Origin of the sequence: Duganella sp. 1411, assembly GCF_017833525.1 — a bacterium.
GTDB lineage: Bacteria > Pseudomonadota > Gammaproteobacteria > Burkholderiales > Burkholderiaceae_D > Rugamonas.
The window spans coordinates 778,775-803,947 of record NZ_JAFICD010000002.1 but is presented as its reverse complement, the minus strand read 5'-3'; the positions used below and the strand labels follow the sequence as shown (position 1 = coordinate 803,947).

Genomic DNA, 25,173 nt, shown 5'->3' with positions numbered 1-25,173 from the left:
GGTAATATATCGTATTTCCGAGAGTATAGTGCAGAATCCCATTCTCGACAGAAAACAGATCAAGGATGGCGTTCGATGGACGACGAAGTGATGGCGGCGCTGGTGGACGTGCTCGAAACGCTGTGGCGGATCGAAGCGCGGCAGCCCGGCAAGCCGTGCTCGCTGGCGAAACTGAGCAAACAGGCCCAGCGCCCGATGAGCGTGCTGCGGCGCCAATTGCTGATGCTGGTGGAGGCGGGCTGGATAGAGCTGCGCCTGGACGAGGGCGGCATCACCGGCAGCGTGCGCTTGAGTGCCAGCGGACTGCAACTGGGCGGCGAGTTGTTCAGCTAAGGTCCAACCCGTATGCTTTTTGCGAGACGCGCGCGATACCGCTTAGGGGGCGTACCCGGACGGGTAAGACCCCGGCCGGCCGTGCGGGTTTCGCTTGCGTCCCGGTAAATAACGTCGTAGACTGTTTGTACCGTTTGGTACAACTATTGAAAGCCCACCATGACCCGACCACCTCTACCTCCCTTCACCCGCGACAGCGCGATCCAGAAAGTCCGCCTGGCCGAAGACGGCTGGAACACCCGCGACCCGCACAAAGTATCGCTGGCCTACACCGAGGACTGCCACTGGCGCAACCGCGCCGAATTCGTCACCGGCCGCGCCGGGATCGTCGCCCTGCTGACGCGCAAATGGACGCGCGAACTGGACTACCGCCTGATCAAGGAGCTGTGGGCGTTCGACGGCCACCGCATCGCGGTGCGCTTCGCCTATGAATACCACGACGATTCGGGCCAGTGGTACCGCGCCTACGGTAACGAGAACTGGGAGTTCGCCGACGACGGCTTGATGCGGCGGCGCCTGGCCAGCATCAACGAGGCGCCGATCGCGGCCGCCGAGCGCAAGTTCCACTGGGACGCGAGCGGCCCGCGCCCGGCCGACCACGCCAGCCTGAGCGAACTGGGCTTCTGACAATGGCCAGGGTGATGGGCGAGCGCGGCGACGTGGTGCCGCTGCTGGCCGAGGTGTTCCGCGCCTACGGCTACGAGGGCGCCAGCCTGGCGCGCATCAGCGAAGGCACGGGCCTGGGCAAGGGCAGCATCTATAACTTCTTCCCCGGCGGCAAAGAGGAGATGGCCGCCGCAGTGCTGGCCGACATCGACCACTGGTTCCGCGACCAGGTGTTCCAGCCGCTGCGCGCCGGCGCCGGCGCCGATCCAGGCGTGGCCGACATGTTGACGGCGGTCGGCCGCTATTTCCTATCCGGCCGCAAGGTGTGCCTGGTGGGCGTGTTCGCGCTCGGCCACGAGCGCGACCGTTTCGCGGCGAAGGTGCGGGCGTATTTCGCCGAGTGGATCGACGCGCTGGCCGTGGCGCTGGAGCGCGGCGGGCGCGCGGCGGACGTGGCGCGCGAGCTGGCCGAGGACGCCGTCGGCGCCATCCAGGGCGCGCTGGTGCTGGCGCGCGCGGCCGACGAGCCGGAATTGTTCATGCGCACGCTGGAGCGGCTGCGGCGGCGCCTGGCGTAGCGCAGGCGAACCGAATCGACGCCCGCCGGTCAAACTTGTTTTGACCGGGGCCTCGTCATGAACCCTCCGCTGACCGCCGTGCTGGCCCCCGGGCTCGCGCCCGATATCGTGTTGCGGCAGATTTACCTCAACGTGCGCGACTTCGCCATCTTCACCATCGATCCGCGCGGGCTGGTCACCAGCTGGAATATCGGCGCGCAGCTGATCTTCGGTTTCACGCCCGAGGAAATCATCGGCCACAGCATCGACACCATTTTCACGGTCGAGGACATCGTCCAGGGCCAGCCGGAGCTGGAACGGCGCACGGCGGCCGATTGCGGCCGCGCCACCGATTACCGCTGGCATGTGCGCAAGGACCGCTCGCAGTTCTGGGCCGACGGCGTGCTGACGCCGATCGCGGCGCCGCCGGACCATGGCCCGCCGCTCGGCTTTCTCAAGATCCTGCGCGACGTCACCGACCGCAAGCTGGCGCAGGACGAGATCCACCGGCTGGCGTCGATCGACGTGCTGACCGGCCTGGCCAACCGCGCCGCCTTCGACGCCCACCGCGCCGAGATGGTGGCGCTGGCCGCGCGCACCGGCCAGCTGCTGCTGTTGCTGATGATCGATCTCGACCAGTTCAAGGAGGTCAATGACCTGATGGGCCACCATGCCGGCGATCTGCTGCTGCAGCAGGTGGCGCAGCGCATCCGCGGCATCAGCCGCGAGAGCGATTTCGTCGCGCGCCTCGGCGGCGACGAATTCGCCATGCTTCAGTTGTACGCGCCGTCGCCGGCGGCCGGCGGGGCGCTGGCGGACAAGCTGCTGGAGTCGTTGCGGCAGCCCTTCGTGATCGAGGAGCGCGAGATCCGGATCAGCGCCAGCATCGGCATCGCCGTGTGCCCGGTCGACGCCACCACGCCGGACCATTTGCTGAAAAAGGCCGATCTGGCGATGTACCACGCCAAGAACGACGGCCGCAACTGCTTCCATTACTACACCGAGGAGCTCGACGAGATAGCGCACCGTAAAAACGCCGATCACAACGAACTCAAACGCGTCATCAGCGGCAGGCTGTTTTGGCTGGCGTATCAGCCGATCGTCGACGCCGTCAGCGGCCGCACGGTGGCGATGGAGGCGTTGCTGCGGTTGCCCGGCCGGTTGTCGGCGCATTCGGTCGATTATGTGATCGGGCTGGCGCAGGAGATCGGCCTGTTGCCGGACCTGGGGACCTGGGTGGTGCGGCAGGCGTGCGCGCAATTGCGGCAATGGCGCGACGAAGGGCTGCCGCCGCTGCGCGTGTGCATCAACACCTGCGCCGAGGAGTTGCGCGACGCCGATTATCAACAACACCTGGATTTGGTGCTGAGCGAATCGGGGCTGTCCGCGCAGGATATCGAGATCGAGCTGACCGAGCGCGATGCGATCGAACTGGAACGCAGCGGCAGCAATATCATTTTCCGGTTGCGCGAGCGCGGCTTCCTGCTGTCGCTCGACGACTTCGGCACCGGCTATTCCTCGCTTAGTTATCTGCGCATCCTGCCGGTGACGACGATCAAGCTCGATAAGAGCTTTTTGCACGGCGTGCCCGATAACGCGGACGCCAACGCGGTGGCCAGGACGGTCATCCAGCTGGCGCAGGATCTGCGCCTGACGGTCATCGCCGAAGGGGTGGAGAGCCCGGAGCAGGCCAGCTTCCTCCGTCAGCTGGGGTGCGGCGCGTTCCAGGGACATTTGTATTCGGCGGCGCTATCGGCCGGCGAGGCCACCGAATGGCTGCGCGCGCAGCCCCCCTGGACACCTTAGACCAATCCCATATCGCGCCCCTTGGCGCCGAAAATCCGCTCCACCTGTCCGGCGTCGAGCCCATACATGCGCGCGAACAGGCCGCCGAGCATGGCCCGGTATTCGTTCAGCACCGGATAATCGCGGTTCTGGAACAGCGTGTTCTGCTCGATCCGTATCTGCTCGCCGCGCACCTGGCCGCCGGCCACTCCGCCGCCCAGCACCCAATAGACGCTGCCATGGCCATGATCGGTGCCACGGTTGCCGTTCTCGCGGAAGGTGCGGCCGAATTCACTGACCACCACCACCACGGTATCCTTCCAGTCCGGCCCCATCTCCTTCGCGTAGGCGGCCAGGCCGCGCCCCAGCTCCTCGAAGCGGCCGGCCAGGTAGCCGGTGGCGCCGCCCTGGCCGACGTGGGTGTCCCAGCCGCCGACGTCGACGAAGCCGATGTTGTATTTGTCCTTCATCAGCTTGGCGATGCGGCGCGCCTCCAGCTCGAAGCCCTTGGCGGTGATGGCGTTGCGGTTGGCCGCGTCCATCTCGCCGATCATCTCCTTCATCACGTCGTCGCGCACCACGAAGCCGTCGCGCACCTGCCGCGCCAGCGCGGTGTCGTCGTACATCGAGGCGATCATCCTGGCCTGGCGGGCGTCGACGGCCGGTTTGCCGATCGAGCGCAGCGCCATGTTGGGCAGTTGCGCGCCGCCCTGCATGATCAGCGGCAGCTGGTCGGTGAAGGCGATGGCGCTGGCGCGGTCGGTATTGAGCGTCATCGCCAGCCTGTTCAGGAAGCCGGACCGGTAGTCGCGCGTGTGGTCCAGCGCCTGTCCCAGCTCGATGCTGTCCTGGGTCTCGAAGTGGCTGCGCGAGATATCCTCGGTGCCGGCGAACGGCACGAACGCCGCCTGGCCGGCGGTGAACAGCGGGTAGATGGTGTCGCGCAGGGCGGGGTGCAGGCCCCAGTCGGCGTTGATCGGCAGCGCCGAATTGAGCTCGTTGCCGGGCCTGGGCACGGCGATGTTGGGCCGCGCCTTGTAATAAAACTGGCTGGAGATCGGCACCAGCAGGTTGGTGGCGTCGTAGCCGCCGCGCATGAAGACGAACAGCAGCCGTGTTTTGCTGGCCGGCGCGGCCCACAGCTTGCCGGCCATCGCGGCGGCGGGCAGGGCGGCCAGGGATTTGAGCAGGGTGCGGCGTTTCATCGTGCGTCTCCTTCGTCAGCGGTGCATCAGTTCGGGCGACGACAGCAGGAAGGTGTTCCATTCCTGCGGCGACGTGGCCTGGTCGAGCACCTGGCGCGTGGGCTGGCCCAGCGTTTTTTGCAGCGTTTGGTAATACAGCGCGTTGGCCAGTTGCGGGAAGGCCGCGCGCTCGGTCGGTTGCGGGCCGTCGGTCTTGAACAGCCCCGCGTTGCCCGAGCCGATCGCCTTGGCGATCTCGAAGCGGGTGGTCATCTGGCCGGGACTGGCCCAGCCGGATTCGGTCAGCGGATAGCCGTCCGGGGTCTGGCGCCCGTACAGCGGCTCGCCCATGCGGTTAAGCCAGGACAGCATCGGGCCGGTGTTGAGGATCACCTTGTCGTCGTAGGTCAGGCGCACGGCGGAGACCACGTAATGCACCGGGTCCTTGAACTTGCGTCCCAGCGACTGCGCGAATTCGGTGGCGCCGAACAGGGTGCGCAGCACCGCCGCGATGTCGCCGTCGCTGGCGAGGAAGGTGGCGGCCATGCGCTCGACCAGCGCCGGCGGCGGCTCGTCGGCGACGAAGTACACCGCCAGCTTGCGGCTGATGAAGCGCGCCGTGGCCGGGTGGCGGCTGAGGCGATCGATCGCCTCGTCGACCTCCGCCAGGCCGCGCCCCTTGACGGTCTGGCCGAGGAATTCCTTGTTGCCGTAGTCGTGGCGGTTCGGATTGAATTCGAACAGGCCTTGGCGCAGGTACTGCGACTGCAGCTCCTGCTTCACTTTCGGTTCCGCCGCGCCCAGGTTGACGCCGACGCCGGTGAGGATGCGCGCCAGCTCCTGCACGTCGCGCTGGCTGTAGCCGCCGTCCACGCCCAGCGTGTGCAGCTCCATCAACTCGCGCGCGTAGTTCTCGTTGATGCGGTTGGCGGCGTTCTGCTCGTTGTCCAGATAGCGGATCATGGCCGGATGGCGCAGCGTCGCCGCCAGCAGGTCGCGGAACTTGCCCAGCGCGTGCGGGCGCACCGCCTTGTCCTCGTAGTCGCCGACCAGCACGCGCAGGTTGCTCTTGCCCTGGTGGACGTTGAAGTGGTTCATCCAGAACCACGTCATCTGCTCCTGCAGCTGGTTGGGCGAGTACAGGTCGCGCAGCAGCGAGCGCGCCGCCGCCTCCTTCGCCACGCGGTTCAGCTCCTGCTGGTAGGCCTGCTGGGCGGCCTTTTTGTCGTCGTCGACGCTGATTTTTTCGATGTCCTTGCGTTGCTGGTCGAGTTCCTGGATCAGTTGCGGCAGCGGTTTTTGGGTGATCGTCATGGCGTCGATCTGCGCCTGCGCGGCGGCCGGCAGCGCGGCCGGGGAGGGCCGCAGCTGCCGCTCCAGCCAGGCGTCGTAGCCCAGTTTTTCCGCCTGGTGCCAGGTGCCCTGGCTGACGCCCCAGCTGACGCGGTTCAAGGCGCCGACCATCTGCTCCGGCTTGACCGCCGTGGCCACGGGGGCGCCGCCCGGCGTGGCGCAGCCGCCCAGGATCAGCAGGGCGCCACAGGCAGCCAGGGTTCGGAGCGGCATCGGCGTGGTGGGCATGGCGCGTCTCATTGTTATCGTCATCGTCGGCATAAGGCTGTAGAGTACGCCAATCCGGCCGAACTGCTATATTCGGTGTGTGTATCGTGCTACAAAATGTTACCGTGGCGCGCGGCGCCCTCCCAAGATAATACTGAACAAGGTCATAGACAAGCCATGGTCCGACATCCGATCAGCCTTCTTTCACTGTGCGCCGCGCTGGCGGCCAGCCACGGCGCCTTCGCCGCCGTCACGCTGCAAGTGGTCTCCACGGTGCACACCGAAGCGCTCAAAGGCGTGACCAATCCGCCGGCCGATAGCCGCCAGGTGATGGAGGTGACGCTGTCCGACGACTATATCGCCGTCAAAAAGCCGAAGGTGGAATTGATCTACGATTTCAAGTCGCGCCGCTATTACGTGCTCGATACCGACAACAAGGTCTATGTCGACTACTCGCTGTACAGCATCGCCGGCTTTCGCACGATGGAGCTGAAGAACCGCGAAAACATCAACGCCATGCTGGCCAAGGCCAAGATCGATGCGCCGGCCAGCCGCCAGGTGGACCGCGAGCAGGAGCTGTCGGTGGCCGACGACGACGCCGTCAAGATCGATGAAAGCGCCGGCGACGGCACGCTCGATTTTTCCAGCGAAGGCCGCAAGCTGGCCTCGTGGAGCAAGGCCGGCGACAAGGTCGGCGCGGCCGACGCGGCGCGCTTTGCGCAGTTCCTGCGCTACACGCAGACTGGACACCCGCAGCTGCTCGCCAGGCTGGCCAGGGACGGCGTCATCCCCGGGCAGTTGACGTTCACGGTCAACACCGGCGTCGGCGTGCGCACCGTCGGCATCAGCGTTTCCAACGTCAAGAGCGCGCGGCCGCCGGCTTACGATTTGAAAGGCTACGCGCCGCGCATGGCGCAAGCGGGCGAACTGGATATCCTGCTCGACCGGATGGCGGCGCTGACGCCGCAGCAGCTGGCGGCCATGCGCGCCGCCCATCCCTGCGACACCGCGGCCGACTACCGCGACGACCACCTGCTCGATACGATGCTGGGCCGTACCGAATGCGTGCTGGCCACCGGCGCCCCCATGCTGCCGTTCACGCCGGAGCAGCTGCAGAAGATGCGCGAGGAACCATCGGTGGGGCTGATGATGGCGTCGGTGAGCCCGAAGAACAAGGAGGAGTTCGAGGGCGCGGTCAAGACGCTGGCGGAACTGCGCAAACAGGCGCCGCGCAAGGCCTACGTCCTCAAGCTGCTGGAGGCGAACAACCGCCTGCGGCTCGGCCAGCGCAACGAAAGCCTGCAGCTGTTCGGCGAAGTTTTGGAAGCCAATCCGGTGCTGGGCGGCGCGTACAAGGATCTGGGGGATTTGCTGCTGTTGACCGGCGACAGCCCGCGCGCGTGGCGCTGCTGGGATATCGGACGGGCCATCGCGCCCAAGGTGCCGAACTTCACGGCCGTAAACGACTTCGAGGCGCTGCTGTTGAAGCGGCATCCGGAATTTTTCTGATGGGGGCGGTGCGACTTGGGAGGGGTAATGCTGCGTTCAGCGGGGTTTGGGCTGACGCATTGGTGCATTATTTGGGCGCCGGTACCGCATGCCGGCGCCTGGCATGGCAAGATCAGCGGAGCTGTTCAATGCATTGAAGCGGTCGACAGATCTTTCAATTCCCGTATGCTGATATCTGACTTTTCATGCATACGCAGCAAAATCGTGGCTCCAACTGCCAACTTCCGGTGTCGGATCTTGCTGATGATGGGAGGCTGCACTTCCAAAACTCGGCACAATTCCGCGTCGTTTTTTAAGTTCATTTTTTCGATCAAAGTATCAAGCAACTTGTTCGGGACGAAGCTGGAAGGTTCCAGGGCCCGAGCACGATTCATGGCTTCGATCAGTTCCAGCTTTTTTTGCCGTACGTTCATGATTTGCTCCTCCTTTGCTCAAACGTGAAAAAAGACGTTTCCCAGCAAGGCTAGCGCCCACATTTTTGATCTGAATGTGGTACGCGACTCAACATTCTTGATAACCATGCAAGTTATTTCAGATAATACTACTTTGCGACAAAAAATGCAGGGTTTAACAAATGAATTATCTTGTTTATTGCTTAAACGGGTTGACGATTGTTGTTTCTTGTATGCAGCTTTTCGATAGTTGTAGGACTTTGTCTGTCATCCCGGCCGCGATGTGAGAGTGGGTCACCATGATGGCGCAGGCGCCGGTCGCTTTGATTTCGTGGCGCAGCAAGGTCAGGATGGCGTGGGCGGTGTCCGGATCGAGGTTGCCGGTGGGCTCGTCGGCCAGCACCAGCGCCGGGCGGTGCACCAGCGCGCGGGCGATCGCCACGCGCTGCATTTCGCCGCCGGACAGCTGGTGCGGGAAATCGTCGCCGCGCCCGCCCAGGCCGACGGCCGCTAGCATCTCGGCCGCGCGCGCGGTCGGCAGGCCGTTGAGCAGCAGCGGCAGCGCGACGTTTTGCAGCAAGGTCAGATGCGGCAGCACGTGGAAGGCCTGGAAGATGAAGCCCATGCGGGCGCGCCGCAGTTTGGTGGCGGCGTCGTCGTCGAGCCCCGACATGGCGACGCCGTCGATGACGATCGGCGACGCCGCCGGCGCGTTCGGATCGACGTCGGGCGTATCGAGGCCGGCGATCAGGTTGAGCAGCGTCGATTTGCCGACGCCGGAGTCGCCCATGATGGAGACGAACTCGCCGGCCCTGAACGTCCACGAGAGGTTGGACAGCACCGGACGGCCGCTGGCATAGGATTTGGACAGGTTGCGCAGTTCGAGCATGGGCGGGTGGGGTGGATTAGCGGGTGAGCGCGCGGCGCAGCGCGAAGCTGATGGCGTCGACCAGCGCGACCAGCAGCAGCATGGCGACGATGACGGTGGCGGCCTTCTGCATCTGGAACAGCGACAGGTGGTACTTGAGCATTTGTCCCAGGCCGCCGGCGCCGACCACGCCGAGGATGGCGGCGGCGCGGATGTTGTTCTCCCAACGGTACAAGGTGTAGGACAGCATCTGCGGCAGCGTTTGCGGCAAGGTCGCGTACAGGAAGGCGCTGGTGGCGGAGGCGCCGTTGGTGCGCAGGCTTTGCTCCGGCAGCGGCGCGGCGTTTTCCAGCGCGTCGGCGAACAGGCGGCCCAGCACGCCGGCGGTGTGCGCGGCCAGCGCCAGCGTGCCGGCGAACGGTCCGAGGCCGGCGGCGATCAGCAGGATCGCGGCCCACACCAGCTCCGGGATCGAGCGCAGCACGTTGAGCGCGCCGCGCGTCGCCGCGCGCGGGGCACGGCCGAAGCGGCCCGACGCCGGCAGCGAAAACGCCAGTCCGGCGATCACCGCCAGCAAGGTGCCGAGCGCGGACATCGACATCGTTTCAATCGCCGCCCACGCGGTCTTGGTCAGGAAGCGCGGCGACAGGTCCGGCGGCGCGAAGCCGGCCAGCAGCTCGCCCACGCTGTGGATGGCGTCGACGGTGAAGAACTCGCGCCATTTGAGCGGCAGCGCGGCGAAGCTGGCCGCCACCAGCACGGCGACGAACGCCATCAGCGTCAGCACGGTCCAGTCGCGCGCGGGCGGCTTGGGCATGTCGGGATGGGTCATCCGAGCCTCCGGCGCAGGATTTTGGAGAACAGGTCCGCCAGCGCGACCAGCGCGACGAACACCAGCAGCATGGACGACACCTCGGCGCCGGCCAGCATTTTCATCGATTCGTCCATGCGCTGACCGAGGCCGCCGGCGCCGACGAAGCCCATCACCACCGAGCCGCGGATCGCGCATTCCCAGCGGTAGACGGTGTACGACATCAGCTCCGACGCCGATTCCGGCAGCGCCCCGTACAGCAGCGCGGCCAGCCTGCCGCCGCCGTTGGCCAGCAGCGTGTCGGTGGCGTGGGAGTCGGACGACTCCAGGATCTCGGCGTAGACCTTGCCCAGCATGCCGCAGTAGGTGAGGGCGATGGCCAGCACGCCGGCGGTGGGCCCGAGGCCGATGATGCGCACGAACAGCAGCGCCCACACCAGCTCCGGCACGCTGCGCAGCAGCACCAGCAGCCAGCGCACGCCCTGGCGCAGCAGCCTGGCGGCGGGTCGCATGCGCCCCGTTCCGAGCGCGGAAATCGACAGTTTTTCGTTGATGATGAAGGTGGCGGGGATGGCGCCCAGCAGCGCCAGGGTCAGCCCGGCGGTGGCGATGGCCACGGTCTGCCAGGTCTCGCGCAGCAGCATCTGCAGGAATTCGGCGCCGTGCGCCGGCACCAGGAAGTCCGACAGGAAGCGCCCGGTGGCCGACAGGCTTTGCCAGTCCCACAGGATCCACGGTTTGAATTCGCTCACCACCAGCATCGGCCACAGGACGACGACGGCGGCGGCGCAGGCGACCAGGCGGCCGCGCCAGGCCGGATCGGCGCGCAGGTGGGGTGGAAAGACAGCCATTACAGACAAGCGCCGATACCCAGTTTGACGGCCAGCGCATCGTGGTCGGGCGGCGGCGCGCTGGCGGCTTGTTCGCCTTGATACAGCTCGTCGATCATCCGTTGCGTGACTTGCGCGCGCGGCAGGTCGAATTCGACCCGGCCATCGCGCAGCGCGACGATGCGCGGAAAGTGGCGCAGCGCCAGGTCGACCTGGTGCAGGCTGCAAATGAGCGTGGCGTTGCGCGCGGCGGCTTCCTCGCGCAGCGTGGCCAGCGTCAGTTCGGACAGCGCGGGATCGAGCGCGGACAACGGCTCGTCGACCAGCAGCGCGTCGGCCGGCGACAGCAGCAGGCGCGCCAGGCCGCAGCGCTGGCGCTCGCCGCCGGAAAGGCGGTCGACGCGCGAATACAATTTGTCGCCCAGGTTGAAGCGCGACAGCGCCTGCCACGCCGCTTCCGGGTCGGCCGGCTTGAACAGCGAGGCGAGCGCGCGCCAGACGCTCCATTGGGGCAGGCGCGCGGCCAGCACCGCCGTCACCACGCGCTGGCGCGGCGGCAGCGGCGGCGTTTGCGGCGCCAGGAACAGGCGCGCGCGCAGGCGGTGGCGCGCGGCCTCGCCCAGCGCCCACGGATCGCCGCCGAAGACTTCAAAGCCGCCTTCTGCCGGGCGCTGGGCACACGCCAGCGCCGCCAGCAAGGTGGTCTTGCCGGCGCCGGAGGGGCCGATCAGCGCCAGTTGCTCGCCCTGTCGCACGGCCAGCGAGATCGCTTGCAGGGCCGGCGCCGCGGCCGGCCCCGCGCCGAGGTGGCGCACCGTCAGGTTCCGCAAAAGGTAAGTCGACATGGATTACTTTGTACCTACGGTTCGACGCTTACTTCTTCAGCAGGCCGGCGTTTTGCGCGGCCGCTTCGATGGCGGTGTAGTTCTCGGCCTTGGTCGGGATGAACTTGGAGGCGCGCTGCAGATCCATGATGGCCTTGTCGTGCGGGTTCTTGGCATCGAGGGCCAGGAAGGCGTCGGTCAGCTTCTTCTTCAGGTCCGCGCTCATGTCGGTGCGCACGCTCCAGTTGTAGTCGTAGTAGCCGGGGGTGGTGTAGAACACGCGCACCACGTTCGGATCGACCTTCTTCTCGGCGACCAGCTTTTCCCACACCGAGATATTGAGCGCGCCGGCGTCGACCTTGCCGCCGGCGACGGCTGCAACGGTGGCGTCGTGCGCGCCGGAGAAGGCGATGCGTTTGAGGTCTGCGTCCGGATCGATTTTAGCCGCCAGCAGGAAGGAGCGCGGCATCAGGTGGCCGGAGGTCGACGATTCCGAACCGAAGCTCAGCGTGCGGCCCTTGAGGTCTTCCAGCTTGTGGATGTCTTTATTGGTGGTGATGAACACGGAGCGGAATTTTTCATCCTCGGCGCGCTGCACCAGCGGCGTGATCTGGTTCTTGCTGCGGTCCTTGGCCTGCACGAAGGTGAAGCCGCCGAACCAGACCATGTCCACTTTTTTGTTGATCAGCGCTTCGACCGACGCCGCGTAATCGGTGACGGGCGTGAATTCGACCTTCATGCCGATCTTCTTCTCGAGGTACTCGCCCAGCGGCTTGAACTTGCGTTGCAGTTCGGTCGGCGCCTCGTCCGGGATGGCGGACACGCGCAGCACGTGGTCGGCAGATTGCGCCTGGGAATGGGCGGCGACCAGCATCAGGCCTGCGGCCAGCAGGGATTTGAACGTGTGCATCGGGAAAAACTTCATGGTGTATGGACCTTTTTTATCAGATTTTTTGGTGTTCAAGCGAGGCAGTGTGATGAGCCGCACGGTTTCAAGCCACGAGGCGCTTCAAAATGGATATTCAGCTATCATAACAAAAAGTTTGTCCACGGCAGGGGAGACCGCTGGCGGGACACGCACCTTCATTCAAAGGCAGAGTCACCATGCAAACCTCCCGCCCCCACGGCAGCGACGCGGTCATCGCCGAAATCAGCGCCGGCCTGCTGGCTTCCAACGCGCACACCTCGCCCAAATACCTGTACGACGGCCTGGGCTCCAAGCTGTTCGAGGCCATTTGCGAACTGCCCGAGTACTATCCCACCCGCACCGAGGCCGGCATCTTCGCCGCCCACGGCGAGGACATGGCGCGCGACATCGGCACCGGCACCTCACTGATCGATCTGGGCGCCGGCAATTGCGCCAAGGCGGCCAGCCTGTTCCCGCTGCTGCGGCCCGCGCAGTACGTGCCGGTCGATATCTCGCGCGATTTTCTGATCGATTCGGTCACGCGCCTTCAACAGCGCTTCCCGCAGATCGACATGACGCCTTTGGGACTGGACTTTTCCAGCGGCTTCGCGCTGCCCGACAGCGTGCGCCAGCGGCGCCGTTTGTTTTTCTACCCCGGTTCGTCGATCGGTAATTTTTCGCCGGAACAGGCCAAGGTGTTCCTGCGCGGCCTGCACGCCAACGCCGGCGACGACGGCGGCCTGCTGATCGGCGTCGATCTGGTCAAGGACGGCGCGGTGCTCGACGCGGCCTACGACGACGCGATCGGCGTGACGGCGGCCTTCAACCTGAACATGCTGAGGCACGTGAACCATCTGATCGGCGCCGATTTCGACGTGCGCCAGTGGCGCCACCACGCCTTCTTCAACGCCGCCCAAAGCCGCATCGAGATGCACCTGGAGGCGCGCGACGTGTTGACGGTGCGCTGGCCGGGCGGCGAACGCCGCTTCGCGCGGGGCGAGCGCATACACACCGAGGACAGTTACAAATACACGCGGCAGTCCTTCGTCGGCCTGCTCGAGCAGGCCGGCTTTGCCACCAACCGTGTCTGGACCGATGCGGCGAACTGGTTCGCCGTCATCCATGCCCGCGCCATCCCCAACTAACAGGAAGAGACACGCCCATGGATATGCGTTTGCCGCGACAGCCGGTTTTTGCCCAACTCAGCGCCCGTTATCGCGACGTCCGCCGCCATTCGCTGCTGCTGGCCGAGCCGCTGACCGACGAAGATTGCGGCGCGCAGTCGATGCCCGACGCCAGTCCGATCAAATGGCACCTGGCGCACACCACGTGGTTCTTCGAGACCTTTATCCTGGAGCGCATGGAGGCCGGCTTCCAGCCTTTCCATCCGGCGTTCCGGGTGCTGTTCAACTCCTATTACAACGGCATCGGCGAAAAGCATCCGCGCGCCCAGCGCGGCCTGCTGACGCGTCCGGCGATGGCGCAGGTGCGCGCCTACCGGGCCGACGTCGACGCGCGCGTGGCGCGCCTGCTGGCCGGCGAGCTCGATGCGGGCCAGCGCGGCCAACTCGAGACGCTGATCGCGCTGGGGCTGGAGCACGAGCAGCAGCATCAGGAATTGATGCTCACCGACGTCAAGCACCTGCTGGCGCAAAGCGCCTTGCTGCCGGCGTATCTGGACGCGCCGGCGCCGGTGGCCGCGCTGGCGCCGCCGTTGTCCTGGCTGGGCTTCGACGGCGGCCTGACCGCGATCGGCTACGACGGCGAGGGCTTCTGCTTCGATAACGAGCTGCCGCGCCATAAACAGTACGTGGCGCCGTTCCAGCTGGCCTCGCGGCTGGTGACCAATGGCGAGTATCAGGCGTTCATCGCCGCCGGCGGCTATTTCAATGCCGCGCTGTGGCTGGCCGAGGGCTGGGATTGGGTGCGCAGCCAGAATTTGAAGTGTCCGATCTACTGGCAGCAGGACGACAACGGCGACTGGCGCGAATTCACGCTGCGCGGCGCGCGGGCGCTGGACCCGAACCTGCCGGTCACGCACCTGTCCCTGTTCGAGGCGGACGCCTACGCCCATTGGGCCGGCGCGCGCCTGCCCACCGAGGCGGAGTGGGAGTTCGCCGCCGCGCAGGCGCCCATCGAAACCGGCGAGCTGCATCCGGCCGGCGCCGGCGCCAGTGTCGGCGGCGGGCTGCTGCAGATGTTCGGCCATTGCTGGCAGTGGACCAGCAGCAGCTACTCGCCGTACCCGGGCTACCAGACCGCGCCCGGCGCGTTGGGAGAATACAACGGCAAATTCATGCTGAACCAGTATGTGCTGCGTGGCTCGTCGTGCGCCACGCCGGCCGGCCACGCGCGCGCCAGCTACCGCAACTTCTTCCCGGCCGGCGCCCGCTGGCAGTTCACGGGGATACGGCTGGCGCGGCAGGCCTGACGCGCCGCCAGCCGGCGATCATCGCCAACGCTCCCGCCACGGCGGCGGCGACGCAGATCCAGCCCAGCGCGTCGCCGATACGGGTGTATAGCGTCGGCACCGGCGCCGACACCGGCACCCGCACCAGCAGCGCGCTGCCGGGCATCTTCGCGCTGTCCCGTTGCGCCAGGATGCGGCCGTAGGCATCGCTCACCGTCAGCAGGCCTTCGCGCGCGCTGCGCACGATCGTGTAGCCGTTTTCGACGCCGCGCGTGGTCGTCATGCCGGTGGCAAGGAAGCGGTCGACGCCGAAATCCCACGCCGGCACCAGCATCACGGCCGCCGCGCGCCTGCCGTAGGCGCGGCCCAGCGAGGCGAAGTGCATGTCCTTGCAGATGGCCAGGCCGTATTTGAGGCCACCTTGCGGGCCGCCGATCGTGTGCAGGTTGTAGCCGTCGCCGGGGATGTGGTCGCGCTCCGGTGGCGCCATGTGATGTTTTTGGTAACGCTGCGCCAGCTCGCCCCGGGGCGACAGCAGCCACGCCAGATTGAGGCGTTTGTGGCCGTCGTCGATGCCGACGCCGATTTCGATCCAGACCCCCAGGCGCGCCGCCAGCCGGGCGAACCGCGCCTGCGCCAGCTGCGCCTGGGCCGGCGACATGACGGCCACTTTTTCCGGCAGCACGATGACGCTGGCGCCTTGTTGCGCAAGCTTGACGATGTGCTCCTCGTACTGGCGCCAGATCGGTTCCGAGTAGGTGGCCGTCGCTTGCAGCCCGGCGGCATTGTCCACCGCGACCAGTCCGAACACCATTTCGCTGCCCCGGCCCGGCCCTTGCGGCGCCGTTTGCAGGCGCAGCGCGCCGTAGCCCAGCGCGGCGATCGTCAGCAGCGCCGCCACGGCGCCGGCGCGGCGCACCCGTGGCGCGCGCACGCCGAAGGCCAGCGCCATCGCCAGCGCCGACGCCACCAGGCACACCACGAAGGTGACGCCGGCGGTGCCGAACAAGGCGGCGATCTGCAGCGCGGCCGGAAATTCATACTGGCTGTAGCCGATATTGCCCCAGTTTCCATCCGGGAGCAGCGCCGCCATCAGCGTATCGATGGCGGTCCACAGCACCGGGTAGGCGAAAACGGTCCACCAGCGCTGGTAACGTAACACCACGCGGCGCGCGCCCAGCACGGCCGCGTACCACGGGAGCGCCTGCGCCAGCGTGACGGCGGCCGCCGCAACGGCCGGCATCAGCGTCTGGTAGTAGGGCAGGTTGACGCTGGCGGCAATCAGCGCCGCGCAGCCGACGATCCAGCGCGCGGGCGCGGCGTTGTGGCGGTAGGCCAGTGCCAGCAAAGCCGCCGGTGCCAGCCAGGCCAGCCACCATACCGGTTCCAATCCGACCACATAACGCAGCATCAGACCTGTCACAAATGTCATAAGAACGATCTTAATTAGCATTGGCCGGTTAAGTTTCATTCGTGCGCCCCTATTCGCTTGCTATTGGTAGTGAGGTAAATGATAATTTATGCATCGTTCGATTCCACTTTTTTATCATTCTCTCATTATGCCTATTCTCATACGCCGATTAACCCCCGCAGACGCCGCAGCCTTCCAGTCATTGCGCCTTTCCGGCCTTCGTGAAACCCCGACCGCTTTCACGTCCAGCTATGAAGAGGAGTGCAATACGCCTATCCCCGTGACCGAGGCTTACTTCGAATCGGAGGCTGGCCGCAACCGTTTTGGCGCGTTCGACGGCGACCGCCTGGTCGGCATGGTCGGCGTCGGCCGCGAATCGCAGATCAAACTGCGCCACAAAGCCTATATCCGGGGTATGCAGGTCGATGTCGCCTATCGCGGCACCGGTGTGGGCCGCCAGCTGATGGAGCATGCGATGGAGTTCATCGCCACCATGGAGGGCGTGACCAAGGTGACCCTGGCCGTCACGGTCGGTAACGCGGCGGCGATCACCTTGTATGAGTCGATCGGCTTCAAGGTCTATGGGCGCGAGCACTGCGCATTGATTGTCGACGGCGTGCCGTACGACGATGTGCTGATGGATATCCAACTGTAAGCCTGGTTTTGGCGTAAAGGCCGTCAACGCTGGCGGTGTCTCCCCCTTCCATTCCGAACAAGTCACGCCGTGTCAACGGCAAAAGGACGGCCCGGCGCATGCCGGCAAGCCGTCCATCGGCGTTGTCTCGAGGCCGGGTTTCTCAACGTGTGATGGGGGGGATGCGGTGGGCGGCCGGCGGAAACGCGTGGTTTCCGCCGGCGCCGCGTTGATGCGCTGTTAGGCCGCTACCGCGCCTTGGGCTTGCGCCGCTTCGATGGTGTTCAACTGGCGGTTGACGGCGCTGAGCACCGCCTTGAACGAGGCGGTCAGGATGTTGCTGTCGGTGGCCGCGCCGAACAGGGTCGGGCCGTTGGCCAGGCGCAGTTCGACATAGCAGGCCGCCTTGGCGTTGGCGCCCGAGCCGATCGAGTGCTCGTGGTAGTCCATCAGCTTGATGTCCAGGCCGAGCGCGTCGACGAAGGCGTCGATCGGGCCGTTGCCGCCGCCCTGCAGCGCCATCGGCGCCTGGCGGTGGGTCAGGTTGATGTCGATCTGCACCGGTTCGTCGCTGCTGGTGTCTTCCACCATCTTGTGCGAGTTGTAGGCGTACGGCGCGTTTTGTTCGAAATACTCGCGGCTGAAGATGTCGTAGATGCCTTCGGCCGTGATTTCCAGGCCGGTGGCGTCGGCCACCGCCTGCACCGCGCGGCTGAATTCAATCTGCAGGCGGCGCGGCAGCACCAGGCCGTAGTCCTGCTCCAGCAGGTAGGCCATGCCGCCCTTGCCGGATTGGCTGTTGACGCGGATGACGGCGTCGTAGCTGCGTCCCAGGTCGGCCGGATCGATCGGCAGGTATGGAATCTCCCACAGCGCGCCTTCCTTCTGCTGGGCGAAGCCCTTCTTGATCGCGTCCTGGTGCGAGCCGGAGAAGGCGGTGAACACCAGGTCGCCCACGTACGGGTGGCGCGGGTGCACCGGCAGCTGGTTGCACTCTTCGACGCACTTGCGCACTTCGTCGATGTCGGAGAAGTCCAGGCCCGGGTGCACGCCCTGGGTGTACAGGTTCAGCGCCAGGGTGACCAGGTCGACGTTGCCGGTGCGTTCGCCGTTGCCGAACAGGCAGCCCTCGACGCGGTCGGCGCCGGCCATCACCGCCAGTTCGGCCGAGGCGACGGCGGTGCCGCGGTCGTTGTGCGGGTGGACGCTGATGATCAGCGAATCGCGGCGCGCCAGCTTGCGCGACATCCATTCGATCTGGTCGGCGTAGACGTTCGGCGTGCTGCATTCAACCGTCGACGGCAGGTTGATGATCATCTTCTTGTGCGGGGTCGGCTCCCAGATCGCGGTGACGGCGTCGCAGATATGCTTGGAGAAATCGAGTTCGGTGGTGGAGAACGACTCCGGCGTGTATTCGAAGCCCCAGTCGGTTTGCGGGTGCTGCTTGATCAGCTCTTTCACCAGCTTGGTGCCGGTGGTGGCGATGTTGGTGATCTCCTCGCGCGACATGCCGAAGACGACTTTGCGGAACACCGGCGCGACCGAGTTATACAGGTGGACGATGGCGCGCTTGGCGCCGGCCGCCGCCTCCACGGTGCGGCGGATCAGTTCATCGCGCGACTGGGTCAGCACGATGATGGTGACGTCGTCGGGGATGCGGTTCTCGTCGACCAGCTTGCGCACGAAGTCGAAGTCGGTCTGCGAGGCCGAAGGGAAGCCCACTTCGATTTCCTTGAGGCCGATTTTGACCAGCAGTTCGAAGAAGCGCAGTTTTTTCTCTGGGCTCATCGGCTCGATCAGCGCCTGGTTGCCGTCGCGCAGATCGGTGCTCATCCAGATCGGCGGCTTGGCGATGATGTTATTGGGCCACTGGCGGTCGGACAATTGAACTGGTGGGAAGGCGCGGTACTTCGCTGCTGGGTTCTGCAACATCATGGGGTGCTCCTGGGTCTTTTAAATTGGGGCTTGCTCGGATGCAGGCTTGGCCGGCGCTGCGTGTGGCGAAAGGCTGCAAGGCGGCCACGGAACGCTAGGCCAGGCAACCGATCGGTAGTTTTAGCGATAGCAGCGCAGGGCCAAACGCACGCGCGCCAGCCCGCGGCGCGATCGAATCGCCGGTGCGGGATGGAGCATGGGTGGCCGGGGTGAGCATCGGTGCAAACTTTCCTGGGTGTTGGAGACTTGTGCGGCTTGTGGCCGGCACGGGTGCGTTGAAAACGCGGCTGGAACGCGGATTAAGCGCGTGCTAGTAGGCGCGCCGCTAGCGATAGGCTAGCTGGCGGCAGCAGGAAAGCGGATAGGTGCAGATGCGAGGTCATAGCCCTTAATGTACGAGATCGGCCGCATGGCTGTCAAGGGAATGTTGTCGGTGATGTATTTGCTATTGTTGCATTCGGCCCGCGCTTGCCCCGTTCAGGTCATGGCCTGATGGACCAGCAGCGTGTCGGTGAACTGTTCGAAGGCGACCACCTTGCCGTCCTTGATCGTCCAGATGTGCGTCACGCGGGCGCGCATGCTCTTTTTCGTGGCGCGGTACTCGCCCTGGTAGACGCCGACGCCGATGATATGGTCGCCGGCGTCGAGCAGCGTTTCAAGTTCGAAGCGGTAGTCCTTCCAGTCCCGTCCCAGCACGCCGAAGACGTTGTCGAGCACCGCCTGCGGGCCGACCCAGGTGCCGGCGCACGGGAAACCGGCCATTTCGGTCCAGCGCACGTCGGGCGCGACGTCGGCCATCATGGCCTTGGTGTCGCCGTTGGCCGAGGCGTCGTAGTGGGCGCGGACGATGTCGAGATTGCCTTTGCTTGTGCTCATGCTTAAACCTCCTGGCGGATGGTGAAGTGCTGGCCAAGGAATTCCAGCCACGCGTCGGGCCGGCCCAGGTACGGCGCCAGTTCGATGCGCGTGAAGGCGCCGTCCCGTTCCAGCGCCATCGATGGATAGCCGGTGGCGCCGAGGCGGTTCATCAGCGCGCGGGTGGCGACCACGTGCTCCTTGGTCGCCGGGCCGGCCAGGTCGTCGCAGGCGCGCTCGAAGGCGTCGCGATCGATGCCGATGTCCGCCGCCAGATCGGCCAGCACCTGCCGTTCGGCCACGCGCCGGCCTTCGACATAGTGCGCCTTCTGCAGGCGGGCCAGCAGTTCCAGGCCCTGCGACGCCACCTGTTCGGCAGCCAGGATGGCGGTGATCGGCGGTTCGGAGTCGAGCACCGCGCCGGTGTCGTTGAGCAGGCCGTCCTTGTAGGCGGCGCCGAACGGCTGGCCGCTCAGATGGGCGATGCGCTGGTCGGCCTCGTTGACGTAGCGGCGCAGCTCGGGCGTCACCGGGCGGCGCTGGGGCCCCATCATCATGCCGCCGGCATGGGCCTCGATACGGGTGACCGCGCGCGCGGCCTCGATCAGCGGCTCGGCGCCGTAGCACCAGCCGCACATCGGATCGTAAATGTAATGCAGGGTCGATACGCTCATGGTGGTGGTTCTTTCAATGTTGGCTGATTGCGAAAGGGGAGCCACCACTGTATATGTTCGCTTTGCCCGGATAAACCCCGTCCGAATTGAAAGATTGTTGCGTGGATCGGGCATATCGATAGGCTCCGGGGAGGTGGTGCCTATGTTGATATTTTTGCCATGCTCGCCTACTATCGGCGTTTCATCGTTAAAGGATTCCCCATGTATCGATTTATTCGCGCGGCAGTGTTGATGGTGTTGATAGGCGCGGGCGCCGCGCGGGCAGCGCCGCCCAAGCCGGTCGCAACGCCGGAGGACACCGCGGCCATCAGGGCCGTGGCCACCGACTTCCAGGCGGCGCTCAAGGCGAAGGACGCGCGCAAGCTGTCATTGTTGATGCTGAACTCGAACATACTTTTCGCCTCGCCGGCGACCGACAAGCAGGTGGCCCGAATCCGCAAGGAGGTCGATCCGAACTTCGACGGCGTGCGCGCCGGCGGCTACAACGATTTTGTCCAATTCATCAAAACAGAGAAGCGGCAGATCGAAGAGAAGTTCTACGACTTGAAGATCACCCAGGACGGCGATGTGGCCTGGGTGATGTTCGACTACGAGTTCCTGTTCGACGGCGCGGTGCAGAACCACGGCGTCGAGGCCTGGCAGATGGTCAAGCGCGACGGGCTGTGGAAGATCTTTTCCGTGACCTGGACGGCGCATTACACGGACTAGGGCAAATCAGAGTAGCAGGCCGCCGGACGCCTCGATGCGCTGGCCGGTGATCCAGCCGGCGTCGCCGGTCAGCAAGGCGGCGACGACGCCGCCGATGTCGTCCGGAACCGCGTTGCGGCCCAGCGCTGTCATGCCGGCGAATTGCGTGTTGAGGGCGGCGTCATCGCGCAGCGCGCCGCCGCCGAAGTCCGTCTCCGTCGCACCCGGCGCGATCGCGTTCACGCTGATGCCGCGCGGCCCCAGTTCGAGCGCCATGTAGCGCGTCAGGACATCGACGCCGGCCTTGGCCGCCGCGTAGGCGGCGTACCCGTTAGCGGTAAAGCGCGTCAGTCCCGACGAGGTGTTGAGAATGCGGCCGCCATCGGCCACCAGCGGCAGCAGCTTCTGGGTCAGGAAGAAGGTGCCCTTCAAATGGGTGTCGATCATCAGGTCGAACTGCTGCTCGGTGGTGTCGGCCAGCGTGGCGTACACGCCGCCGCCGGCGTTGTTGACCAGGTAGTCGAAACGGTCGCGCTGCCAGACCTGCTTCAACACCTCGCGTACGTTGCCGGCGAAAGCGTCGAAGCTACCGGCCGCGCCCACGTCCAGGCGCAAGGCCACCGCGCGGCGGCCCAGGGCCTCGATCTGCTTGATGACGGCGGCGGCTTGGTCCTCGCCGTTCAGGTAGGTGAGGATCACGTCGACGCCACGGGCGGCCAGTTGCAGCGCGTGGCTGCGGCCAATTCCGCGGCTGGCGCCGGTGACGAGGGCGATGCGATTGGTGTGAGTCGTATTCATGGGATGCTCCAAAAGAGGTGAGGGAGCGGTCACTGTACCGTTTTCATATTCAATGATAAATCGCTGTAAAATAAATGGACTGTTTCTACTGGAAGAACAATTGGCATGGATCTGAGCGAGTTGAGGGTGTTTTGCCGCGTCGCCGAGTTGGCCAGCTTTACCAAGGCCGCCGAACAGCTGAACATGGCCAAGGGCAGGGTGTCGACGGTGGTGCGGGCGCTGGAGGCGGAGGTGGGCGGGCGCCTGCTACAACGCACCACGCGCAGCGTGCGGCTGACGCCCGACGGCGAGGTTTTTCTTTTACGCTGCAAGGAGCTGCTCACGGAGGCCGACCAGTTGCAGGGGATGTTCCGGCCGGCCACCGGCGAAATGCGCGGCAGGGTGCGCATCGACATGCCCAGTATGTTCGCGCAGGAGCTGGTGATGCCGCACTTGCCGGCGTTGTTGTCGGCCCATCCGCTGCTCGACCTGGGGATCAGCACCAACGATCGCCGGGTGGATATGGTGCGGGAGGGTTTTGATGCCCTCATCAGGATCGGCCCTTTGCCGGATTCGGATCTGGTCGCGCGGCCGCTTGGCATGATGGCGATGTGTAATCTGGCCAGTCCCGCGTATTTGCGTCAGCACGGCACGCCGCTGTCGCTGGCCGATCTGGCGCACCACCGCATTGTCCATTACGCCGCCAACCTGCGCAGCGAGGCGGCGGCGTTGCGCTGCGAGGTCGATGGCGCGCTGCGCGCGGTGCCGATGCGCAGCGCCTTGTCGGTCAATAGTTCGACGTATATGCAGGCCGCTTGCGTCAACGGCTTGGGCATCATGCAGGCGGCGCTGCCGACCAACCGGCGCCTGATCGATAGCGGGGACCTGGTCGAGGTGCTGCCGGGGTTCCGCCCGCCGCCGACGCAGGTGTCGCTGGTGGTCCCGCACCGCCGACACCTCGCGCCGCGTGTGGAAATGGTGTTCAACTGGCTGGTGCGGATCATCAGGCCGTCCATGCTCGAGCCGCCGGCGCCGGGCGCTGGCTGAACCGGGTCGACGCGAACCCGTCAACGCGGTATCTTGTGGACCGAGGGAGTCTGTCGGCGGTTTATATTTTTAAAGGATTGATCATGGCGACATTGGAACGGGCGATCGCGATCGCGGCGGAAGCCCACGCGGGGCAGGTCGACAAGGCCGGACAAGCATATATCCTGCACCCGTTGCGGGTGATGCTGAGGATGGCATCGGAGCATGAGCGCATGGCCGCCGTGCTGCACGACGTCGTCGAGGATACGCCGGTGTCGTTGCAGCGGCTGGCGGAGGAAGGATTTCCGCCGGAGGTTATCGCCGCCGTCGACGCGCTCACCAAGCGGGCGGGCGAATCGCGCATCGACGCCGCGCGCAGGGCCGCCGCCGACGCGGTCGCGCGCCAGGTAAAGCTGGCCGACAACGCCGAGAACATGGACTTGACGCGTATTGAGCATCCGACCGAACGCGATTTCGCGCGGCTGGAGGAGTACAAGGCCGTGCGCGAAATCCTGCTGGGGCGCGACGCCCCGCAGGATTGAATCGCCGGGCCGGGTCTCGCGCCCGGCCCGGCCTCGATCAATGGCCTTCGCCGGCGTTGAACATCGTCTTGGCGTAGATCAGCCCCAGGCCGTAGCCGCCGCCGTGGGCGATCGAGGTGGCCACCGTTTCGTTGTAGGTTTCGCCGCGCGCCCAGTCGCGCTGCAGTTCGAGCAGGTATTGGAGCGAGGTCATTGGACGGGCGCCCAGTTGCACCATGCGTTCGACGGCGCGTTCGTGCGCTTCGTCGGAGACGTCGCCGCTGGCGTCGGTGATGACGTAGACTTCAAAGCCCTGGTCGAGCGCCGACAGCGCGGGGCCGACGATGCACACCGACGTCCACAGGCCGGCCAGCACGATCTTGTCCTTGCCGATGGCGTTGACGCGGTCGGCGATGCGCGGGTCTTCCCAGGTGTTCATGGTGGTGCGGTCGATCGCGACTTCGTCGGGGAACACCGATTTGATTTCGTCGAAGATCGGGCCGGAGAACGATTTTTCGGCGACCGTGGTGAGGATGGTCGGCACCGCGAAGCCTTTGGCGGCCTTGGCAACCAGCGCGACGTTGTTGCGCAGCTGGACCGGGTCGATCGACTTGGTGGCGAACGACATCTGCGACTGGTGATCGATCATGATCAGGGTGTGGTTGGTCGGGTTCAGCAGGGTGTTGCCTGGTTGGGCGATGGCGGTTGGCATGGTGGGCTCCTAGGTAATGTTCAATGATTTCGATTGGCTGATTCGCGTTTTGTTTAGGGTTTCTCGCTGCTGGAATGAAGTATCCGCGACGGGAGGCGAAAATAAAAGCGGAAAAAATACCGGGATATGTTCGAAAAAATCGACAGTTGCTTGGAGGGGATACGGGGCCACGTAGGGCGGATTAGGCGGAACGCCGTAATCCGCCATGCATGCGTCGCCGATGGAGCTGGCATGGCGGATTACGCTGCGCTAATCCGCCCTACGTGATTTCGTGGTCGCGTGGTTCCGTGGCGAGGTGATGCCGTGGTGATGTCGTTATTCGACGCGCACCCGCGCTTCGCCGGCGGCCATGCGGCCGATGACGGCCGCTTCGCCGAAGCCTTCGCGGCGGAACAACGCCAGCACTTCTTCAACGCTGCCTTCGTCGCACGATACCAGCAGGCCGCCCGAGGTTTGCGGGTCCGTCAGCAGCATGTGCTGCGCCTGCGAGACGCCAGCGCCCAGCTGCACGTCCTTGCCGTACGCTTCCCAGTTGCGGCCCGAGGCGCCCGTGAAGTAGCCGTCGTGCGCGAGCTGTTCGACGCCCGGCAGCAGCGGAATCTTGGCCATCTCCAGATGCGCCTCCAGCTTGGCGCCGCGCGCCAGCTCCAGCAGGTGGCCCAGCAAACCGAAACCGGTGACGTCGGTCAGCGCGTGCACGCCGGCCATCTCCGACAGCGCCTTGCCCGGCTTATTGAGTTTGGTGGTGTTGGCGATCATGGCTTTGTAGCCGTCGGCGTCCAGCTTGTCCTTCTTCAGCGCGGCCGATAGCACGCCCACGCCCAGCGGTTTGCCCAGCACCAGCACGTCGCCGGCCTTGGCGTCGGCGTTGCGCTTGACCTTGGACGGGTGCACCAGGCCCAGCACCACCAGGCCGTAGATCGGCTCGACCGAGTCGATGGTGTGGCCGCCGGCGATCGGGATGCCGGCCTCCGCGCAGATCGATTCGCCGCCCTTGATGATCTGGCCGATGGTTTCGAGCGGCAGTTTGTTGATCGGCATGCCCACCAGCGCCAGGGCCATGATCGGCGTGCCGCCCATGGCGTAGACGTCGGAGATGGCGTTGGTGGCGGCGATGCGGCCGAAGTCGAACGGGTCGTCGACGATCGGCATGAAGAAGTCGGTGGTGGCGATCAGCGCCTGCTCGTCATTGAGCTTGTAGACGGCGGCGTCGTCGGCCGTCTCGATGCCGACCATCAGTTCCTTCGGCACCGGGAAGCCGCTCGAATTCTTCAGGATCTCGGACAGCACGCCGGGCGCGATTTTGCAGCCGCAGCCGCCGCCGTGGGAGAAGGAGGTCAGTTTGATAGCGTCGTTGCTCATTTG

26 protein-coding genes are annotated in these 25,173 nt (G+C 65.5%); 11 read left to right on the top strand and 15 right to left on the bottom strand.

All coding sequences use genetic code 11. The annotated features are described in order from the left end of the window. The first annotated feature begins 75 nt into the window (after positions 1 to 75). The 4 genes from JOD97_RS15180 (at position 76) to JOD97_RS15165 (ending at position 3,302) form a co-directional block, all read left to right on the top strand. On the top strand, positions 76 to 333 hold the full coding sequence (locus JOD97_RS15180; RefSeq protein ID WP_209719219.1) for an ArsR family transcriptional regulator: 258 nt from the start codon (positions 76 to 78) through the stop codon (positions 331 to 333). 159 nt (positions 334 to 492) lie between these two features. Next, positions 493 to 960, top strand: a complete 468-nt coding sequence (locus tag JOD97_RS15175) for a nuclear transport factor 2 family protein (protein ID WP_209719216.1) — start codon at positions 493 to 495, stop codon at positions 958 to 960. A gap of 2 nt (positions 961 to 962) precedes the next feature. Continuing rightward, complete coding sequence (locus JOD97_RS15170) at positions 963 to 1,517, top strand: TetR/AcrR family transcriptional regulator (RefSeq protein ID WP_229264460.1); 555 nt, start codon at positions 963 to 965, stop codon at positions 1,515 to 1,517. Positions 1,518 to 1,574: 57 nt separating this feature from the next. After that, entirely contained in the window at positions 1,575 to 3,302 is a 1,728-nt protein-coding gene (locus tag JOD97_RS15165; RefSeq protein WP_209719213.1) for a bifunctional diguanylate cyclase/phosphodiesterase, read from the top strand. Here JOD97_RS15165 and JOD97_RS15160 read toward each other — a convergent pair. Further along, the gene (locus tag JOD97_RS15160; protein ID WP_209719210.1) at positions 3,299 to 4,486 is read right to left on the bottom strand and encodes a DUF1501 domain-containing protein; all 1,188 of its coding nucleotides are present in this window, start codon (positions 4,484 to 4,486) and stop codon (positions 3,299 to 3,301) included. The two genes, JOD97_RS15165 and JOD97_RS15160, sit on opposite strands and share 4 nt — an antisense overlap. Positions 4,487 to 4,501: 15 nt before the next feature. Further along, a complete protein-coding gene (locus JOD97_RS15155; protein WP_209719207.1) occupies positions 4,502 to 6,046 on the bottom strand; it encodes a DUF1800 domain-containing protein in 1,545 nt (514 codons plus the stop codon). Positions 6,047 to 6,202: 156 nt separating this feature from the next. Here JOD97_RS15155 and JOD97_RS15150 point away from each other — a divergent pair, with 156 nt between their 5' ends. Further along, entirely contained in the window at positions 6,203 to 7,534 is a 1,332-nt protein-coding gene (locus tag JOD97_RS15150) for a hypothetical protein (RefSeq protein ID WP_209719204.1), read from the top strand. Between the two features lie 125 nt (positions 7,535 to 7,659). On the opposite strand, the gene JOD97_RS15145 is transcribed toward JOD97_RS15150, so the two are convergent. The 6 genes from JOD97_RS15145 to JOD97_RS15120 all read right to left on the bottom strand — a co-directional run bounded on the left by JOD97_RS15145 (position 7,660) and on the right by JOD97_RS15120 (position 12,184). Next, positions 7,660 to 7,947 carry a hypothetical protein gene (locus tag JOD97_RS15145; protein ID WP_008447145.1) on the bottom strand — a complete coding sequence of 96 codons (288 nt, stop codon included), beginning with the start codon at positions 7,945 to 7,947 and terminating at the stop codon, positions 7,660 to 7,662. Between the two features lie 175 nt (positions 7,948 to 8,122). Further along, complete coding sequence (locus JOD97_RS15140; RefSeq protein WP_209719201.1) at positions 8,123 to 8,815, bottom strand: ABC transporter ATP-binding protein; 693 nt, start codon at positions 8,813 to 8,815, stop codon at positions 8,123 to 8,125. Between the two features lie 16 nt (positions 8,816 to 8,831). Next, positions 8,832 to 9,626: a phosphonate ABC transporter, permease protein PhnE gene (gene phnE / locus JOD97_RS15135; protein ID WP_209719198.1), complete on the bottom strand. Its 795-nt coding sequence runs from the start codon at positions 9,624 to 9,626 to the stop codon at positions 8,832 to 8,834. Further along, positions 9,623 to 10,456 (bottom strand): ABC transporter permease, encoded by an 834-nt coding sequence (locus tag JOD97_RS15130; RefSeq protein WP_209719194.1) that lies wholly within the window; start codon positions 10,454 to 10,456, stop codon positions 9,623 to 9,625. Before JOD97_RS15130 ends, phnE begins: the two co-directional genes overlap by 4 nt. Further along, positions 10,456 to 11,280: a phosphonate ABC transporter ATP-binding protein gene (locus JOD97_RS15125; protein WP_209719191.1), complete on the bottom strand. Its 825-nt coding sequence runs from the start codon at positions 11,278 to 11,280 to the stop codon at positions 10,456 to 10,458. The genes JOD97_RS15130 and JOD97_RS15125 overlap by 1 nt, the downstream gene beginning before the upstream one ends. A gap of 28 nt (positions 11,281 to 11,308) precedes the next feature. Beyond that, positions 11,309 to 12,184, bottom strand: coding sequence for a putative selenate ABC transporter substrate-binding protein (locus tag JOD97_RS15120; protein ID WP_209719188.1), 876 nt, complete (start codon positions 12,182 to 12,184; stop codon positions 11,309 to 11,311). Positions 12,185 to 12,363: 179 nt separating this feature from the next. Between JOD97_RS15120 and egtD the strand changes: the two genes are divergently transcribed. Together egtD and egtB are read left to right on the top strand one after the other, a co-directional pair. Further along, the gene (egtD, locus tag JOD97_RS15115; protein ID WP_209719185.1) at positions 12,364 to 13,311 is read left to right on the top strand and encodes an L-histidine N(alpha)-methyltransferase; all 948 of its coding nucleotides are present in this window, start codon (positions 12,364 to 12,366) and stop codon (positions 13,309 to 13,311) included. 17 nt (positions 13,312 to 13,328) lie between these two features. Beyond that, positions 13,329 to 14,597 carry an ergothioneine biosynthesis protein EgtB gene (gene egtB / locus JOD97_RS15110; protein ID WP_209719181.1) on the top strand — a complete coding sequence of 423 codons (1,269 nt, stop codon included), beginning with the start codon at positions 13,329 to 13,331 and terminating at the stop codon, positions 14,595 to 14,597. On the opposite strand, the gene JOD97_RS15105 is transcribed toward egtB, so the two are convergent. Then, the gene (locus JOD97_RS15105) at positions 14,566 to 16,008 is read right to left on the bottom strand and encodes a nitrilase-related carbon-nitrogen hydrolase (protein WP_209719178.1); all 1,443 of its coding nucleotides are present in this window, start codon (positions 16,006 to 16,008) and stop codon (positions 14,566 to 14,568) included. The two genes, egtB and JOD97_RS15105, sit on opposite strands and share 32 nt — an antisense overlap. A gap of 88 nt (positions 16,009 to 16,096) precedes the next feature. Between JOD97_RS15105 and JOD97_RS15100 the strand changes: the two genes are divergently transcribed. Continuing rightward, positions 16,097 to 16,642: a GNAT family N-acetyltransferase gene (locus JOD97_RS15100; protein WP_308937243.1), complete on the top strand. Its 546-nt coding sequence runs from the start codon at positions 16,097 to 16,099 to the stop codon at positions 16,640 to 16,642. Positions 16,643 to 16,861: 219 nt separating this feature from the next. Here JOD97_RS15100 and leuA read toward each other — a convergent pair whose 3' ends face one another. From leuA to JOD97_RS15085, 3 genes are all read right to left on the bottom strand, one after another. After that, positions 16,862 to 18,556 (bottom strand): 2-isopropylmalate synthase, encoded by a 1,695-nt coding sequence (gene leuA / locus JOD97_RS15095; protein WP_209719175.1) that lies wholly within the window; start codon positions 18,554 to 18,556, stop codon positions 16,862 to 16,864. A 477-nt stretch (positions 18,557 to 19,033) separates the two neighbouring features. Next, positions 19,034 to 19,432 carry a nuclear transport factor 2 family protein gene (locus JOD97_RS15090; RefSeq protein WP_209719173.1) on the bottom strand — a complete coding sequence of 133 codons (399 nt, stop codon included), beginning with the start codon at positions 19,430 to 19,432 and terminating at the stop codon, positions 19,034 to 19,036. A gap of 2 nt (positions 19,433 to 19,434) precedes the next feature. After that, complete coding sequence (locus JOD97_RS15085) at positions 19,435 to 20,085, bottom strand: DsbA family protein (protein ID WP_209719170.1); 651 nt, start codon at positions 20,083 to 20,085, stop codon at positions 19,435 to 19,437. 201 nt (positions 20,086 to 20,286) lie between these two features. On the opposite strand from JOD97_RS15085, the gene JOD97_RS15080 reads away from it, so the two are divergent. Then, positions 20,287 to 20,793 (top strand): nuclear transport factor 2 family protein, encoded by a 507-nt coding sequence (locus JOD97_RS15080; protein WP_209719167.1) that lies wholly within the window; start codon positions 20,287 to 20,289, stop codon positions 20,791 to 20,793. A 6-nt stretch (positions 20,794 to 20,799) separates the two neighbouring features. Here the strand turns inward: JOD97_RS15080 and JOD97_RS15075 are convergent, their stop codons facing one another. Next, complete coding sequence (locus JOD97_RS15075; protein ID WP_209719164.1) at positions 20,800 to 21,570, bottom strand: SDR family NAD(P)-dependent oxidoreductase; 771 nt, start codon at positions 21,568 to 21,570, stop codon at positions 20,800 to 20,802. Positions 21,571 to 21,675: 105 nt separating this feature from the next. On the opposite strand from JOD97_RS15075, the gene JOD97_RS15070 reads away from it, so the two are divergent. Then, positions 21,676 to 22,596: a LysR family transcriptional regulator gene (locus JOD97_RS15070; protein WP_209719161.1), complete on the top strand. Its 921-nt coding sequence runs from the start codon at positions 21,676 to 21,678 to the stop codon at positions 22,594 to 22,596. Between the two features lie 83 nt (positions 22,597 to 22,679). Continuing rightward, positions 22,680 to 23,117 carry an HD domain-containing protein gene (locus JOD97_RS15065; protein ID WP_209719158.1) on the top strand — a complete coding sequence of 146 codons (438 nt, stop codon included), beginning with the start codon at positions 22,680 to 22,682 and terminating at the stop codon, positions 23,115 to 23,117. A gap of 37 nt (positions 23,118 to 23,154) precedes the next feature. Here the strand turns inward: JOD97_RS15065 and JOD97_RS15060 are convergent, their stop codons facing one another. Next, positions 23,155 to 23,808: a hydrolase gene (locus tag JOD97_RS15060; protein WP_209719155.1), complete on the bottom strand. Its 654-nt coding sequence runs from the start codon at positions 23,806 to 23,808 to the stop codon at positions 23,155 to 23,157. Between the two features lie 315 nt (positions 23,809 to 24,123). Further along, positions 24,124 to 25,170 carry a selenide, water dikinase SelD gene (selD, locus tag JOD97_RS15055; RefSeq protein WP_209719152.1) on the bottom strand — a complete coding sequence of 349 codons (1,047 nt, stop codon included), beginning with the start codon at positions 25,168 to 25,170 and terminating at the stop codon, positions 24,124 to 24,126. Positions 25,171 to 25,173: the final 3 nt, after the last annotated feature.

Excerpts from the sequence above, each read along its gene's own strand:
- leuA (WP_209719175.1), bottom strand. The coding sequence starts at position 18,556 with ATGATGTTGCAGAACCCAGCAGCGAAGTACCGCGCCTTCCCACCAGTT.
- JOD97_RS15130 (WP_209719194.1), bottom strand. The coding sequence starts at position 10,456 with ATGGCTGTCTTTCCACCCCACCTGCGCGCCGATCCGGCCTGGCGCGGC.
- JOD97_RS15080 (WP_209719167.1), top strand. The coding sequence starts at position 20,287 with ATGTATCGATTTATTCGCGCGGCAGTGTTGATGGTGTTGATAGGCGCG.
- JOD97_RS15155 (WP_209719207.1), bottom strand. The coding sequence starts at position 6,046 with ATGCCCACCACGCCGATGCCGCTCCGAACCCTGGCTGCCTGTGGCGCC.
- JOD97_RS15085 (WP_209719170.1), bottom strand. The coding sequence starts at position 20,085 with ATGAGCGTATCGACCCTGCATTACATTTACGATCCGATGTGCGGCTGG.
- JOD97_RS15150 (WP_209719204.1), top strand. The coding sequence starts at position 6,203 with ATGGTCCGACATCCGATCAGCCTTCTTTCACTGTGCGCCGCGCTGGCG.
- phnE (WP_209719198.1), bottom strand. The coding sequence starts at position 9,626 with ATGACCCATCCCGACATGCCCAAGCCGCCCGCGCGCGACTGGACCGTG.
- JOD97_RS15175 (WP_209719216.1), top strand. The coding sequence starts at position 493 with ATGACCCGACCACCTCTACCTCCCTTCACCCGCGACAGCGCGATCCAG.
- JOD97_RS15060 (WP_209719155.1), bottom strand. The coding sequence starts at position 23,808 with ATGCCAACCGCCATCGCCCAACCAGGCAACACCCTGCTGAACCCGACC.
- JOD97_RS15170 (WP_229264460.1), top strand. The coding sequence starts at position 963 with ATGGCCAGGGTGATGGGCGAGCGCGGCGACGTGGTGCCGCTGCTGGCC.
- selD (WP_209719152.1), bottom strand. The coding sequence starts at position 25,170 with ATGAGCAACGACGCTATCAAACTGACCTCCTTCTCCCACGGCGGCGGC.
- JOD97_RS15160 (WP_209719210.1), bottom strand. The coding sequence starts at position 4,486 with ATGAAACGCCGCACCCTGCTCAAATCCCTGGCCGCCCTGCCCGCCGCC.
- JOD97_RS15165 (WP_209719213.1), top strand. The coding sequence starts at position 1,575 with ATGAACCCTCCGCTGACCGCCGTGCTGGCCCCCGGGCTCGCGCCCGAT.
- JOD97_RS15065 (WP_209719158.1), top strand. The coding sequence starts at position 22,680 with ATGGCGACATTGGAACGGGCGATCGCGATCGCGGCGGAAGCCCACGCG.
- JOD97_RS15100 (WP_308937243.1), top strand. The coding sequence starts at position 16,097 with ATGCATCGTTCGATTCCACTTTTTTATCATTCTCTCATTATGCCTATT.
- JOD97_RS15180 (WP_209719219.1), top strand. The coding sequence starts at position 76 with ATGGACGACGAAGTGATGGCGGCGCTGGTGGACGTGCTCGAAACGCTG.
- JOD97_RS15070 (WP_209719161.1), top strand. The coding sequence starts at position 21,676 with ATGGATCTGAGCGAGTTGAGGGTGTTTTGCCGCGTCGCCGAGTTGGCC.
- JOD97_RS15105 (WP_209719178.1), bottom strand. The coding sequence starts at position 16,008 with ATGACATTTGTGACAGGTCTGATGCTGCGTTATGTGGTCGGATTGGAA.
- JOD97_RS15140 (WP_209719201.1), bottom strand. The coding sequence starts at position 8,815 with ATGCTCGAACTGCGCAACCTGTCCAAATCCTATGCCAGCGGCCGTCCG.
- JOD97_RS15120 (WP_209719188.1), bottom strand. The coding sequence starts at position 12,184 with ATGAAGTTTTTCCCGATGCACACGTTCAAATCCCTGCTGGCCGCAGGC.
- egtD (WP_209719185.1), top strand. The coding sequence starts at position 12,364 with ATGCAAACCTCCCGCCCCCACGGCAGCGACGCGGTCATCGCCGAAATC.
- JOD97_RS15145 (WP_008447145.1), bottom strand. The coding sequence starts at position 7,947 with ATGAACGTACGGCAAAAAAAGCTGGAACTGATCGAAGCCATGAATCGT.
- JOD97_RS15125 (WP_209719191.1), bottom strand. The coding sequence starts at position 11,280 with ATGTCGACTTACCTTTTGCGGAACCTGACGGTGCGCCACCTCGGCGCG.
- JOD97_RS15075 (WP_209719164.1), bottom strand. The coding sequence starts at position 21,570 with ATGAATACGACTCACACCAATCGCATCGCCCTCGTCACCGGCGCCAGC.
- egtB (WP_209719181.1), top strand. The coding sequence starts at position 13,329 with ATGGATATGCGTTTGCCGCGACAGCCGGTTTTTGCCCAACTCAGCGCC.
- JOD97_RS15090 (WP_209719173.1), bottom strand. The coding sequence starts at position 19,432 with ATGAGCACAAGCAAAGGCAATCTCGACATCGTCCGCGCCCACTACGAC.